Genomic DNA, 15,011 nt, shown 5'->3' with positions numbered 1-15,011 from the left:
TGTGTTGTCCACAGGCGGTGGCTGATGTGGGTGCGGGCGGTCAGAATCGTGGGACGGGGCATGTGAGCGGGATCCCGCCGGGGATCTCACCCACACCAAACGGGAGGCAGCCGTGAGGACAGCGACACTGGGGCCGGAGCAGCGGGCCGAGGCCCTCACCCGGATGGCCGAGCGTGAGCTGGACGTGCTCGTGGTCGGCGCGGGCGTGGTGGGCGCCGGCACCGCGCTGGACGCCGCGACCCGGGGCCTGTCGACCGGCCTGGTGGAGGCGCGGGACTGGGGCTCGGGCACCTCCAGCCGGTCGAGCAAGCTGATCCACGGCGGCCTGCGGTATCTGGAGATGCTCGACTTCGCCCTCGTGCGCGAGGCGCTGAAGGAGCGCGGCCTGCTGCTGGAGCGGCTCGCCCCGCACCTGGTGAAGCCCGTGCCGTTCCTCTACCCCTTGCAGCACAAGGGCTGGGAGCGGCTGTACGCGGGCTCGGGCGTCGCGCTGTACGACGCGATGTCGGTCTCCAGCGGCCACGGGCGCGGCCTGCCCGTCCACCGCCACCTCTCGCGCAAGAAGGCGCTGCGGGTGGCGCCGGCGCTGCGCAAGGACGCGCTCGTGGGCGCCCTGCAGTACTACGACGCCCAGATGGACGACGCGCGGTACGTCACCACGCTGGTGCGCACGGCCGCGGCGTACGGGGCGCACTGCGCCAACCGGGCGAGGGTGATCGGCTTCCTGCGCGAGGGCGAGCGGGTGGTCGGCGCGCGCGTGCAGGACGTGGAGGGCGGGGGCGAGTACGAGATCCGCGCCAAGCAGGTCGTCAATGCGACGGGGGTGTGGACGGACGACACCCAGGCGCTGATCGGGGAGCGCGGGCAGTTCCACGTACGGGCCTCGAAGGGCATCCACCTGGTCGTGCCGAAGGACCGGATCCATTCCAGCACCGGGCTGATCCTGCGGACCGAGAAGTCGGTGCTGTTCGTCATCCCGTGGGGGCGGCACTGGATCGTGGGGACCACGGACACCGACTGGGACCTGGACAAGGCCCACCCGGCGGCGTCGAGCGCGGACATCGACTACCTGCTGGAACACGTGAACTCGGTGCTGGCCGTGCCGCTGACGCGCGACGACGTCCAGGGCGTCTACGCCGGCCTGCGGCCGCTGCTGGCCGGGGAGTCGGACGCGACGAGCAAGCTGTCGCGCGAGCACACCGTGGCCCATCCGGTGCCGGGGCTGGTGGTGGTGGCGGGCGGCAAGTACACGACGTACCGGGTCATGGCCAAGGACGCCGTCGACGAGGCGGTGCACGGGCTGGACCAGCGGGTGGCGCAGTGCGTGACGGAGGACGTGCCGCTGGTGGGGGCGGAGGGGTACCGGGCGCTGTGGAACGCGCGGGCGCGCATGGCGGACCGGACGGGGCTTCACGTCGCGCGGGTGGAACACCTGTTGAACCGCTTCGGGTCGCTGACGGAGGAACTGCTGGACCTGATCACCGCGGACCCGGGGCTGCGGCAGCCGGTGACGGGGGCGGAGGACTACCTGCGGGCGGAGATCGTGTACGCGGCCTCGCACGAGGGCGCGCGGCACCTGGACGACGTCCTGACGCGGCGCACCCGGATCTCGATCGAGACCTTCGACCGGGGGACGCGGTCTGCGCGGGAGTGCGCCGAGTTGATGGCGCCGGTGCTGGGGTGGGACGAGCAGCAGATCGCGAAGGAAGTGGAGCACTACGAGAAGAGGGTGCAGGCGGAGCGGGAATCACAGCGCCAGCCGGACGACCAGACGGCGGACGCGGCGCGGTTGGGGGCGCCCGACATCGTTCCGTTGTAACTCCGCGATGCGGAAAGGGGAACCGCGGACCCGGGGGGCCCGTCCGTTGCGGAGTGAGGAACAATGGGGGTTCTGCCGGGGTGGGTTACCGCGGGCCCCGGCCGCCGGGTCGCTCAGCCGCTGGGGCAGGCGGAGCAGCGGCAGGATTGCAGAGGGGACGCATGTCGAAGCCGGAGCACGGGACTGCCGGGACGCCTGCCGGGACGCCTGCGGCGAAGCCTGACGGTGAGGGCGCGGCCGCAGTGCCTGCGGCGGAGCCGGGGGATGCGCAGTCCGCCGTGTCGCCTGCGGCGAAGCCTGACGGTGCGGGGTCCGCTGCCGCCGAGGCGGGGGCGGGCGAGCCCGAGGATGCGAAGCCTGAGGCTGCCAAGCCTGAGGGTGCGTCTGCCGATGCCGATGCCGATGCCGCTGCGCCTGCGGCGGGGCCTGAGGGTGCGAAGTCCGCTGCCGCCGAGGCGGGGGCGGGCGAGCCCGAGGACGCGAAGCCTGGGGTGAGCAAGGCTGCCGCGCCTGCGGCGGAGCCGGGTGAGCCCGAGGATGCGAAGCCTGTCGCGAAGGTGGTCAATCCTGTCGTCGAGAAGGCCGATGCCATGGCGGCGGCCGTCAAGGCGGCTGCGGCCAAGGCGGCCGGGGACGGGCAGGACCAGGGGCGGTTGCTGGCCGGGCGGTACCGGCTCGGGGCCGTGCTCGGCAAGGGCGGGATGGGGACGGTCTGGCGGGCCCAGGACGAGACCCTGGGCCGGACGGTCGCCGTCAAGGAGCTCCGCTTCAGCACCGGCGTCGACGAGGACGAGAAGCGCCGCCTGATCACCCGTACCCTCCGCGAGGCCAAGGCCATCGCGCGGATCCGCAGCGGCGGCGCCGTCACCGTCTACGACGTCGTCGACGAGGACGGCCGTCCCTGGATCGTCATGGAGCTCATCGAGGGCTCCTCGCTCGCCGAGTTCGTACGCGAGAACGGCCCCCTCACCCCGCACCGCGCGGCCGAGGTCGGCCTCGCCGTGCTCGACGTCCTGCGCGCCGCGCACGGCCAGGGCATCCTGCACCGGGACGTCAAGCCGTCCAACGTGCTCATCGCCGCCAACGGCCGCGTGGTCCTCACCGACTTCGGCATCGCGCAGGTCGAGGGCGATCCCTCCGTCACCTCCACCGGCATGCTCGTCGGCGCCCCCTCCTACATCTCCCCCGAGCGCGCCCGCGGTTACAAGCCGGGCCCGCCCGCCGACATGTGGTCGCTCGGCGGTCTGCTGTACGCCGCCGTCGAGGGAGTGCCCCCGTACGACAAGGGCTCGGCGCTCGCCACCCTCACGGCGGTGATGACCGAGCCCGTGGACCCGCCGAAGAACGCCGGCCCGCTGACCGAGGTCATCTACGGCCTCCTCGTCAAGGACCCCGCGCTGCGGCTCGACGACGAGCGGGCGCGGGCGATGCTCACCGCCGTCGTCAACGCGCCCGAGCCCGCGCCGGCCCCCGTGGCCGCCGCGGTGGCCGAGGAGACCCGGCAGATATCCCTGGCGGACGCCAAGGAGGCCGCGGAGAAGGCCACGGCGGAGAAGGCAGCCGAGAAGGCGGCGAAGAAGGAGCGCGAGCGGCGCGACCGCGAGCAGCGCGAACGCGCCCGCGCCGCGCTGAAGTCGGCCCGCAAGGCGGCGGCCGCGGCGGCGACCCCCGCGGTGGCCGTCTCCGCCGCCGAAGCGCCGACGCCGAAGCCCAGGACCCGGACTTCTCCCGTCGCGGCTCCGCTCACCGACGTCATGCCGCGCCGCACGATCGCGCTGGCGATAGCCGCCGTACTCGTCGTCCTGGCGGTGGTCGGCTCGCTGATCGCCTACGCCTTCAGCGGCGAGGACAAGGGCGCCAAGAACGAGGGCAAGGGCGGCCAGAACACTCCCAGCGCCTCGGCCCCGCAGGCGGCCGGCGGCGCCGCACAGGGATCCCCGAAGCCGTCGCCGAACACCGGTGAGCCGGGCGGCGCCGGCGGCGCGGCGGGTACCGGCGGCAAGCCGGACCAGGGGCAGCAGGCGGCCTCCGGAGGCCAGGGGCAGGGCGCCACGACCGGGGGAGCGGCCGGTGGGATCCCCGCCGGATTCGCCCTGGTGCAGGACTTCGGATTCCACTTCTCGATGGTGATGCCCGAGGGCTTCCAGCACCTGGAGACGGCGGGCGAGAACTCCGGCGCCATCTACAGCCGCGCCAAGGACTTCCCGAAGATCCAGGTCGACTACAACTCCAAGCCGGGCGACGACGCGCGCACCGCCTGGGTCCAGCTGGCCCCCGCCGTGAGCGGCAGCAGCCGGGGATACAAGCTGATCCGTATCGACACGGTGGACTACAAGGGCTACCCGACCGTCGCGGACTGGGAGTTCGAGCGGGAGCAGAACGGGACGAGGGTCCGGGTGCTCAACCGCGGGTTCAAGGTGGACGCGACGCACGGCTACGCCATCATGATCAGCTGTCCCGCCGACCAGTGGGACGGCGCCCAGTGCACCCAGATGCGCAACGTCGCCTTCGAGACCTTCCAGCCGCTCGGCTGACCCTGGGACGCGGGCGGCCCCGGCGACGTATCGTGTCAGCGGGGCCACGGGGGACCCTCCCCCAGCTACCGCTGGGTGGTGCCCCCAGCACTCGGGGGAGGCGATGTGGAGGAGTACGCGGGCCGGATCCTGGCCCACCGCTACCGCCTGCCGCTGCCGCCGTCGGACGCGTACGAGCTGGTCGAGACCCGGGCCTTCGACACCCGCAGCGGGCAGGAAGTCCTGGTGCGGCAGCTGCCGTTGCCGGAGGTCGTGGACGCCGAGCTGATGGACGGGCCGCGGACCGTGCCGACGGCGGCGCGCCGCTCGCCCGCCGACCTGCCGGCCGTGCGGCGCGCCATCGAGGCGGCGCAGGCCGCGGCCTCGATCCCCGACCATCCCCGGCTCGACCAGGTCTTCGACGTGTTCGCCGAGGGCGAGTCGCTGTGGATAGTGAGCGAACTGATCCCGGCCAGGCCGCTGGCCGCGCTGATCGCCGACGAACCGCTGAGCCCCTACCGGGCCGCTGAGGTGGCGTCGGACGTACTGACCGCGCTGCGGGTGCTGCACGCGCACGGCTGGACGCACCGGAACATCACCGTCCGGACGGTCCTGGTGTGCGACGACGGCCGGGTCGTGCTGACGGGCCTCGCGGCCGGTGCGGCGGAGGAGGCCCTGTGCGGGTACGACCCCGTCCCCGGCGCGGAGGCCTCCGGCGGTGACGCCGGGTGGGGCGGCGGCGGGCCGGACCCGGCGGCGCCGGAGCCCGGGTGGGGTCATCCGCAGGAACCGGTGAGCCCCCGTCCGCCGGCACCACGGCCGGAGCCCGAGCCCGCGCCGGATCCGGAGCCCGGTTACGCGCCCCTGGTGGCCCCGGGATACGACACCGGGCCGCGGTACACCGACCACATCACCCCCGGGCGGCCGCAGGACCGGGCCGAAGTGCAGGCGGCCGCGCGGGCCGGGGCCATCGCCGCGTACCGGGCCGGGGCGCGGGCCGCAGCCGCCCGGGTCACCGAGCAGCGCAAGGCCGGGGCCGGGGCGGAGCCCCTGCCGGAGGGCAGGCCGGAGCGCAGGCCCGAGGGGTCGACCCTGCCGCAGGGGTACTCGTACCCGTACGGCGGACCGGAGGCCGGCGCCGCCGCCTCCTGGCACGGCGCGACACCCCGTCACCCGGCCCTGGCCCCGCAGGAGCGGGAGTCAGAGCGGGAGTTGGAGCCGCGGCCCGGCTCCGAGCTGCTGCCGGAGGCGGTGCCCGACCCGGAGCGCACGCCCCGCCCGGAGGTGGAGCCCCGGTCCGTGCTGCCCGCCCAGCTCCCCCCGGCCGCCCCCCAGCCCCTGCCCGCGCGGCTCGCCCTGCCCCAGGGCTTCCGTCAGGCCGACGCCGGCGACCGGGCACCGGCCCGGCCGGACGACACCCGCGCGGCCTCCGCCACCGGCGGGTGGGCCGGGCCCCAGGCCGGGCCGCAGACCGGCCTGGACGCCGAGCGGGCCCGCCAGACGCGGATGGCCGTCGTCGGGGCCGTCACCGAGCGGTGGGCTCCCGAGCAGGCGGGCCCCGTGCGCGGGCACTGGCAGCTGGCGCCCCCCGTCGGGCCCGCCACCGACCTGTGGGCGCTCGGCGCGCTGCTCTACCGGGCCGTGCAGGGACACGCCCCGTATCCCGAGGAGAGCGTCGCCGAGCTCGTCGAGATGGTCTGCGCCGAGCCCCCCGCCTTCGCGGAGGAGTGCGGCGCGCTCCGCCCGATCGTGGAGTCCCTGCTGCGTCAGGACCCCACCGAGCGGCCCGACTTCGAGGAGCTCCGCGGCTGGCTGCGCTCGCTCGTACGGTCCGCGCCCGAGCCGGAGGCCGGGTTCGGCGTGCTCCCGATGCCGGACCCGGATCCCGCGCGCCTGCCCGTCGTACGCCGCCGCGGCGAGCTCCACGGGCGTCACCGCAATCCCGCGGCCCCCCGCGCACCGCGCGCCCTCGGCCGGACGCTGCTCCTCGGCATCCTGGTCCTCCTCGCCGGGGCCGTGGCGTACGCGATGCTGTTCATGCCCCGCGCCGCCGATCCGGACGCACCGGGCGCAGGCAGCCAGGGCCAGGGCGGGGCCACGCGGACGCCGTCGGCGCAGAGCCCCTCCCAGGTGCCCAGCGGCACGCCGGAGTCCGGTCCCGCGCCCCAGACGACCGGGCCGGCCGCCACCCCGGCCGCCCCCGCTCCCGCCCCGGCCGGCTACACCACCCAGCAGGATCCGGAGCACTTCGAGATCGCCGTCCCCGAGGGCTGGGAGCGCCGCGGGATCAACGAGGCCGGTCAGGTGCGGTACACGGACGGGGCGTTCGTCCTGACGATCGTGCCCGGCCGGGACAAGGTCCAGGGCAACCCGGACCCGGCGGCCTACCAGAAGGACAAGGAGCCGGAGCTGACCCCGTACCGCACCTCCACCTGGTCGACGGTCGGTGACGTCAAGACCACCAAGGTGGGCTCCCAACTGCGGGCGACGGGACGGTACACGTGGATCGACGGCACCGGACGCAACGTCTACGCACGCAACTTCGTGGTCGCGCTGGGCGGCAGCTATCACGTCGTCATGGTCACCGGCCCGGAGGACGAGCAGGGCAAGGTCACCGAGGTCTTCGAAAAGGCCACGGCGAGTTACAAGTCCGGTGGCTGAGCGCGTCCTGATGACCGGTCAGTACGGCGATTGCGTCACAGTGCGGCCTTTCGGAGCCCGCGCGGTTCCGGCAGCCCCCGTGAGCTCCGTAATCTGGCCTGAAGTGCAGAGAGCGGCGGGATTTCGTGGAACAGCAGACAGGTGGGGGCGCCGTGCTGGCGGGCCGGTACCGGCTCGTCGAGCCGATCGGCCGGGGCGGCATGGGCAAGGTGTGGCGCGCGCATGACGAGCTGCTCCACAGGACCGTCGCCGTCAAGGAACTGACGGCGGGTCTGTACGTCGCCCAGGCCGACCGGGACGTCATGCACGCCCGGACCCAGAAGGAGGCCCGGGCCGCGGCCCGGATCCAGCATCCGGCGGTCGTCACCGTCCACGACGTGCTGGAGCACGACGACCGGCCGTGGATCGTCATGGAGTACGTCGACGGCCCCTCCCTCGCGGAGGCGGCCAAGGCGGCCGGACGGATCGAGCCCCGCGAGGCGGCCCGGATCGGCCTGCACGTCCTGGGCGCGCTGCGCGCCGCGCACGCGGTGGGCGTACTGCACCGGGACGTGAAACCTGGCAACGTGCTGCTCGCCAAGGACGGCCGGGTCCTGCTCACGGACTTCGGGATCGCCGCGATCGAGGGCGACTCCTCCATCACGCGCACCGGCGAGATCGTGGGCTCCATCGACTACCTGGCTCCCGAGCGGGTCACCGGCGCGACCCCCGGCACGGCCTCCGACCTGTGGTCCCTGGGCGCCACCCTCTACACGGCGGTGGAGGCCCGCTCGCCGTTCCGCCGCACCTCGCCGATCTCCAGCCTGCAGGCCGTCGTGAACGACGAGCCGCCCGCGCCGCGCCAGGCCGGAGCCCTGGGATCGGTGATCACGGCCCTGCTGCGCAAGGACCCGGCGCAGCGGCCCTCGGCGGCGGAGGCCGAGCGGATGCTGCTGGAGGCGATGGAGGGCCGGGAGCCGAAGGCGGCGCAGGCGTACGTACCGACGCGCGCGGTGAGCGTGGAGGAACTCGCCCCGGCGCAGGAGCGGCCCGAGGAGCCGGCGGGCCGCCGCCTCCCGCCGCCGGACGCCGCGGCGACGGCCCCCCTGCCCGAACCCCAGGCGCCCGAGCCCGCGGCCCCGGCCAAGGGCCGGCTCAAGCGCGCCGCGGCCGTCGCCCTGGTGGCGGCGCTGCTCGGCGGCGGCGGTGTCTTCGGCGTGCTCCAGTTCACCGGTGACTCGGACCGGGGGTACGGCGGTGGCCGCGCCGACGGCGGCTCCGACCGGACGGTGAGCGGGTCCGACACCGCGTCGGGTGACAAGGGCGGAGAGCAGACCCTCGCCGCGCCGGCGGGGTGGCAGAAGGTGACCGACCCCACGGGCTTCACCCTCTTCGTGCCGGACCACTGGACGCGCCAGATGGACGGCGACCAGATCGACTACACGCCGGACAACGGAAAGCACTTCATCCGGATCGCCGCCGACCCCACCCCGGACTACGAGAACCCGTACGTGCACCTGCTCGACCTGGAGAAGCAGGTGCAGAAGCGCACGGACTACAAGAAGCAGAGGCTGAACCAGAACACCTTCCGCGACAGCACCCGGGCCGCGCTGTGGGAGTTCACCTGGACCGAGAAGGTGAACCACCCCGGACCGCGCCGGGCCATCGAGCAGATGTACGTCGCCCCGAACGGCACCGAGTACGCGATCTACATGTCGAGCCCCGTCGCGGACTTCAACCGGCAGCAGTTCGACACGGTGCTCAGCGGCTGGCAGCCGCCCGCCGACAAGTCCTGATCCGCCAGCCGGATTCCGCCATCACGCCAGCGATCACTGGCAGAAATGGCAAAATCGGGTTACCCACGGGTACCCAAAGGCCCCCTGGCGCAATACGCTCACCGCATGACGGACTCGCAGGCCCCCGCCGCCCCTCTCCGGACCGTACCGGAGCCCACCCACCCGGTCGCCCCGGCCCCGGCCGGCGCCCGCCCCGCCACCAACCCGGTCGCACCCGCCCCCGCCGGCGCACGCACCGCCGCCGACGTGGTCACCCCGGGCCTCGTCGCCCGGCTGACCCGCGGAGTCATCGGCTCCGGGCGCACCGCCAACCACACCCCCTTCAGCGGGGACCGGCTGGCGGAGCTCCCCGAGGCCAGCGCCGAGGACGTGGCCGAGGCCTTCCGCCGGGCCCGCGCCGCCCAGCCCGCCTGGGCGGCCGTCCCCGTACGCGGGCGGGCGGCCGTCCTGCTGCGCTTCCACGACCTGATCCTGGCCCGCCAGTCCGAGATCCTCGACCTCATCCAGCTGGAGACCGGCAAGGCCCGCCTGCACGCCCACGAGGAGCTCCAGGCGGTCGTGATCGCCGCCCGCCACTACGGCCGCAAGGCCCCCTCGTACCTGCGCCCCAAGGGCCACACCGGCGCCATGCCCACCCTCACCAAGGTCACCGAGCTGCGCCAGCCGCGCGGGGTCGTCGGCCAGATCGCCCCCTGGAACTACCCCCTGGAACTGTCGGTCGGCGACGCCCTGCCCGCCTTCGTGGCGGGCAACGCGGTCGTCATGAAGCCCGACACCGAGACCGCCCTGACCGCCCTGTGGGCCCGCGACCTGCTGATCGAGGCCGGGATGCCCGCCGAGGTCTTCCAGATCGTCCTCGGGGAGGGCCCCGTCGTCGGCCCCGAGGTGGTCCGGCACGCCGACTACGTCTCCTTCACCGGCTCCACCCGTACCGGCCGCGAGGTCGCCCGGGGCGCGGCCGACCGCCTGATCGGGGTCAGCCTCGAACTCGGCGGCAAGAACCCCATGCTCGTCCTGCACGACGCCGACGTCGAGAAGGCCGCCGCGGGCGCCGTCCGCGCCTGCTTCTCCTCCGCCGGCCAGCTGTGCATCTCCATCGAGCGGCTCTACGTCCACGCCTCGATCGCCGACGTCTTCATCGAGCGGTTCGCCGCCCGCACCAAGGCCATGCGCCTGGGCAGCTCCCTCGCGTTCGGCGCCGACATGGGCTCCCTGGCGGGCGAGCGCCAGCTGGAGAACGTACGGCGGCACGTGGACGAGGCCGTCGCCAAGGGAGCCACCCTCGTCGCGGGCGGCGCCGCCCGCCCCGACATCGGCCCGCTCTTCTACGAGCCCACCATCCTCGACGGCGTCGAGGCGCCGATGGCGGTGTGCGCCGAGGAGACCTTCGGCCCGGTCGTGTCCATTTACCGCTTCACCGACGAGGACCAGGCCATCGCGGAGGCCAACGCCACCTCCTACGGCCTGAACTCCAGCGTCTGGACCAAGGACTCCCGGCGCGGCCACGCCGTCGCCGCCCGCCTGCGCACCGGCACCGTCAACATCAACGAGGGCTACGCCCCCACCTACGGCAGCGCCCAGGCGCCCATGGGCGGCATGAAGGACTCCGGCCTCGGCCGCCGCCACGGCTCCGAGGGCATCCTCAAGTACACCGAGGCGCAGACGGTCGCCCAGCAGCGGCTGCTGCCGATGGCGCCCTCGCTGGGCATGGACGACGAGAAGTACGCGGCGTTCATGACGCGCAGCCTCAAGGTCATGAAGGCTCTCCGACTCCGCTAAAGGGGCAGCTCAGTGTCGTACGACTACGACGTCATCGTCATCGGATCGGGCTTCGGGGGGTCGGTCTCGGCACTGCGCCTCACCGAGAAGGGCTACCGGGTCGGCGTCCTGGAGGCAGGGCGCCGCTTCACCCGCGAGGGCCTGCCGAAGAACAGCTGGGACCTGCGGAACTACCTGTGGGCCCCGGCCCTCGGGCTGTACGGGATCCAGCGCATCCACCTGCTCGGCAACGTCATGGTGCTCGCGGGCGCCGGCGTGGGCGGCGGCTCGCTCAACTACGCCAACACCCACTACGTGCCGCCCGCCGCCTTCTTCGAGGACCGGCAGTGGGCGTCCATCACCGACTGGCGCGAGGAACTCGCCCCGTACTACGACCAGGCCAAGCGGATGCTCGGCGTGCGGCTCAACCCGACCATGACCCCCTCCGACGTCCACCTCAAGGCCGCCGCCGAGAAGATGGGCTGCGCCGACTCCTTCCACCTCGCCCCGGTCGCCGTCTTCTTCGGCGACGGGGACGACGGCGAAGGACAGCGCAGGGTCCGGCCCGGCGACGAGGTCGCCGACCCGTACTTCGGCGGCGCCGGCCCCGCCCGCAAGGCCTGCACCGAATGCGGCGAGTGCATGACCGGCTGCCGGCACGGCGCGAAGAACACCCTGAACGAGAACTACCTGCACCTCGCGGAGGGCGCCGGCGCCGTCATCCACCCCATGACGACGGTCACCGCGCTCGCCGAGCACCCCGAGGGCGGCTACCGCGTCCGCACCGTCCCCACCGACGGCCGCCGCCGCGGCAAGGCCAAGGTGCTGCGCGCCCGGTACGTGGTCCTCGCGGCGGGCACGTACGGCACGCAGACCCTGCTGCACACCATGAAGGACCGCGGTGAGCTGCCGCGCCTGTCGCAGCGGCTCGGCGAGCTGACCCGTACCAACTCCGAGGGCCTGGTCGGCGCGCAGACCGACGACCGCCGCTACCGCAGGCGGCCCGGCGCGGGACCCGGCCGGGAACAGCGCGCCGACTTCACCCGCGGCGTGGCGATCACCTCCTCGGTGCACCCCAACGCCCAGACGCACATCGAGCCCGTGCGCTACGGCAAGGGCTCCAACGCCATGGGGTTCATGACCACCCTCCAGGTGCCCTACGGCCCGAACCGGGTCCGGGCCTGGCTGGCCAGGACCGCGAAGCACCCGGTGCAGCTGGTGCGTTCGCTGTCCAACCGGCGCTGGTCGGAGCGGACCATCATCGGCCTGATCATGCAGTCGGTCGACAACTCCCTGACCACCTACCGCAAGCCCGGCGGACTCGGGAAGGGACTGCTCACCGCGCGCCAGGGCCACGGCGCCCCCAACCCGGTCCAGATCGCGGAGGCCACGCAGACCGCGACCCTGCTGGCGCAGGAGATCAACGGCTTCCCGGGCAGCAACGTCGGCGAGCTGATGGGCACTCCGCTGACCGCGCACTTCCTCGGCGGCTGTCCGATCGGAGCCTCGCCCGAGGAGGGCGTGGTGGACCCGTACCACCGGCTCTACGGGTACCCGGGCATTTCGGTGGTGGACGGCTCGGCCATCACCGCGAACCTCGGGGTCAACCCGTCGCTGACGATCACGGCGCAGGCGGAGCGGGCGATGTCGTACTGGCCGAACAAGGGCGAGCAGGACCCGCGGCCCGAGCAGGGGGCGGCGTACGTCCGCCTGGAGGCGGTGGAGCCGGCCCGTCCGGCGGTCCCGAAGGAGGCCTTCGGCGCGCTGCGGCTGCCGTTCCTCGCGGTCCCGGAGATCCCGCCGCGCAGCGAGCCGCGGGACGAGCCGCGGATCGCGCCCCGCGATCCGGAACCGGCCGGATGACAGCGGCGGGTACCGCGCTCCCCCTCCGAGCGCGGTACCCGCCGCGGTACATAGGTGACAGATGTTCAGCCTTGATGGTTGTACCGGAACCGGGCGGACCGGTCTGTGGCGTCGATCACACGGTGAAGCGCGCAACTGCCGCTGATCTTCGTCGGTCAACGGCTGCATGAGAAAGCGCATCTCCTTGCTGGCCGCCTGCGGCCTCGTGGCCCTGGGGCCGGCCATCACCCCCGCCCACGCCGCGGACCCGGCCTTCACCCTGACCGGACCCGCCGAGATCGGCCTGCGCCCGCACCCGGGGCAGAGCGGCGAGCCGCAGAAGGCCTCGCTCGCGTTCCGCGTCGTCAACGACAGCGCCAAGCCCTTCGACCACCAGAGCACCTTCACGATCGACCTCAGCCCCCTCAAGGGCGTCGCCGACGTCAAGCTGGCCCAGCGGCAGGGCTCGGACTGCACGCTCACCGCCACCGCGGTCACCTGCCAGCGCGGCGGGCTCTGGGCGGGCGAGACCACCGTCGTGGACCTGGACCTCACCGCCGCCAAGGACGGCAAGGCCGGCGCGAGCGCCGACCTGACGGTGACCGGCACGACCCAGGGCGCCACCTTCAAGGCCGCCACCACCAAGGTGCGGGTCGGCGGCCCGGACCTGGTGCTGGAGCCGGCCCGGCTGAAGGCGGAACAGAAGCCCGGCGACCAGCAGAACCTGCCCGTCGTCTTCGCCAACGAGGGCACCGAGGCCGTGCAGGGCGTGGTCCTCGAACTGCGCACCACGCACGGCATCGGCCTGGTGGAGCGGTACGAGAACTGCTCGTACTCCGAGGACAGGGGCGACGGGCAGCCCTGGAACACCGGCTGGAGCACGGTGCAGTGCCTGCTCGACGGCACCTACGCGCCGGGCACGGTCTACGAGGTCAGCGGCGCGCTGACCCTCAAGGCCGCCCCGCACGCCTTCATGGACGGCCTGACCTACGCCGTGTACGCGGCGGGCGACCAGCCGAAGTCCGTCCGGCAGCTCAAGAAGCCGGCGGCCGGCGCGAAGCTGGCCGCCACGGCGCGCGCGGCCAAGGCCTCGGCGCGGTCGGTGGACCTCGACCCCTGGAACAACCTGCAGGAGTTCGACTTCGCGACGCGCAACACCGCCGACCTGGTGGCCACGGCCACGTCCCCCAAGGGCAAGGAGGGCGAGACGGTCAGGGCCGAGTTCGGCTTCCGCAACAACGGTCCGGCGTGGGTGGCGTACCTGCGCTCCGGTGAGGCCGTCGCCCGCACCGACATCGTCATCCCGGCGGGCACGAAGGTCACCAAGGTGCCGACGGGCTGCGAGGCGGTCAACGCCGACGGCTCCCGCCGCGAGCAGGCGCTGGGGGCGCCGCGCTACTTCTGCTCCACCGGGCACGTGGTGGGGGAGAAGGAGGCGTTCTCCTACCCGTTCGAGCTGAAGATCGACAAGCTGGTGCGGGGCGCCATGGGCTTCGTCTCGGTCGGCGGCTGGACGCCGGAGGGCACCCAGGCCCCGCGCTGGGACTCCGACCACGCCAACGACAAGACCGCCTTCGTGATCATCGCGAAGGACGGCGGTGCCACACCCACGCCGACCACCTCGGCCACGGCGACCCCGAGCGCCTCGGCCACCCCCTCCGCGACCGCCTCGACGACGGCGGGCGCCACCGCCGGCACGACGGCGCACGGCGGCCTCGCCTCCACCGGCACCTCCGCCGGGACGCTCGCGCTCGGCGGCGCGGTCCTGGTGGCGGCCGGCGGCGCGCTCACCCTGGCCTTCCGCCGTAAGGCGTCGGGGCACGCGTGACCTGACCCCGTAGGCGTCACGGCGTACGCGTCGTCGGCGTCACGGCGCACAGAAGAACGGCCGGCCCGGGGCGTCCCCAGGGCCGGCCGTCCTCTACGGGGTGACCGGGCTGCTGTCCCCTGCCGTCCGGTCACGCGAAGGAGCGAGGTCCCACGACGCGCGCTCCACGGGGCGCACGTCTCATCGCTCCAGCGCCACGCGTGGTGGTGCCGTCCCGCGACTGGCTGCCGCGGACTACCTCACCAACGAAGGCCCCCGGGGGCGGTCACGCTCCGGACGGGTGACGAACAGCCGTCAGACGCGGCCGCGGCACAGCTCCAGCAGGGTCATGGCGAGGGCGGTGCCCGGCTTGCCGAGGGCGTCGCTCCAGTGCGAGAGCACCTCCATCTCGCGGGAGAGGTTCACCCGCCTCCCGCCCGCCGCGATCCGGGCGTCCTGGATGACGGTGGAGACGGCCATCCGCTCCTGGATGAGACCGATGATCCGGTCGTCGAGGGCGTCGATGCGGGTGCGGCAGTCGGCGATCAGCTGCTCGGGGGTGGTGGTGATCGTGGTCATGGTCTTCTCTCCTGTCGGGTGGGGCCCGCAGGTCCGGAGCAACGCCAGAGCGCCCCGGTCCTGTCGGACCGGGGCGCTCTGGGAAGTCAGCGGCTCAAGCGAGCATCACGATGACCCATGGCGACCGGACCGGCCGGTGCCATAGGTAAAGAGGAAGCTCAGCTGCTTGCGCATGGTTCGGATTATTACCTTCCGTCCCGCTCCAGGCCAAGCGGGTTCGGATGGTGAGACGAAGAGGGGTGTGGGTCCCCCGTTAG

At 73.6% G+C, this 15,011-nt stretch carries 8 protein-coding genes; 7 read left to right on the top strand and 1 reads right to left on the bottom strand.

All coding sequences use genetic code 11. From position 1 onward, the window contains the following. The first annotated feature begins 112 nt into the window (after nt 1-112). From ACF059_RS27435 to ACF059_RS27405, 7 genes are all read left to right on the top strand, one after another. Nucleotides 113-1,819, top strand: a complete 1,707-nt coding sequence (locus tag ACF059_RS27435) for a glycerol-3-phosphate dehydrogenase/oxidase (protein WP_392062061.1) — start codon at nt 113-115, stop codon at nt 1,817-1,819. Nucleotides 1,820-1,980: 161 nt separating this feature from the next. Beyond that, on the top strand, nt 1,981-4,353 hold the full coding sequence (locus ACF059_RS27430) for a protein kinase (RefSeq protein ID WP_392062058.1): 2,373 nt from the start codon (nt 1,981-1,983) through the stop codon (nt 4,351-4,353). A 105-nt stretch (nt 4,354-4,458) separates the two neighbouring features. Beyond that, on the top strand, nt 4,459-6,993 hold the full coding sequence (locus ACF059_RS27425) for a protein kinase (RefSeq protein ID WP_392062055.1): 2,535 nt from the start codon (nt 4,459-4,461) through the stop codon (nt 6,991-6,993). A 125-nt stretch (nt 6,994-7,118) separates the two neighbouring features. After that, nucleotides 7,119-8,768, top strand: coding sequence for a serine/threonine-protein kinase (locus ACF059_RS27420; protein WP_392062052.1), 1,650 nt, complete (start codon nt 7,119-7,121; stop codon nt 8,766-8,768). A 105-nt stretch (nt 8,769-8,873) separates the two neighbouring features. Then, nucleotides 8,874-10,547, top strand: coding sequence for a succinic semialdehyde dehydrogenase (locus ACF059_RS27415; protein WP_392062049.1), 1,674 nt, complete (start codon nt 8,874-8,876; stop codon nt 10,545-10,547). A 12-nt stretch (nt 10,548-10,559) separates the two neighbouring features. Next, complete coding sequence (locus ACF059_RS27410) at nt 10,560-12,389, top strand: GMC oxidoreductase (RefSeq protein ID WP_392062045.1); 1,830 nt, start codon at nt 10,560-10,562, stop codon at nt 12,387-12,389. Nucleotides 12,390-12,555: 166 nt separating this feature from the next. After that, complete coding sequence (locus ACF059_RS27405) at nt 12,556-14,196, top strand: peptidase (protein ID WP_392062042.1); 1,641 nt, start codon at nt 12,556-12,558, stop codon at nt 14,194-14,196. 294 nt (nt 14,197-14,490) lie between these two features. Here ACF059_RS27405 and ACF059_RS27400 read toward each other — a convergent pair whose 3' ends face one another. Further along, entirely contained in the window at nt 14,491-14,754 is a 264-nt protein-coding gene (locus ACF059_RS27400) for a chorismate mutase (protein WP_360891121.1), read from the bottom strand. Nucleotides 14,755-15,011 lie beyond the last annotated feature (257 nt).

Origin of the sequence: Streptomyces sp. NPDC016562 (assembly GCF_043076955.1) — a bacterium.
GTDB lineage: Bacteria > Actinomycetota > Actinomycetes > Streptomycetales > Streptomycetaceae > Streptomyces.
The sequence above is the reverse complement of the archived record's forward strand: the minus strand, read 5'-3'. Positions and strand labels throughout refer to the sequence as shown.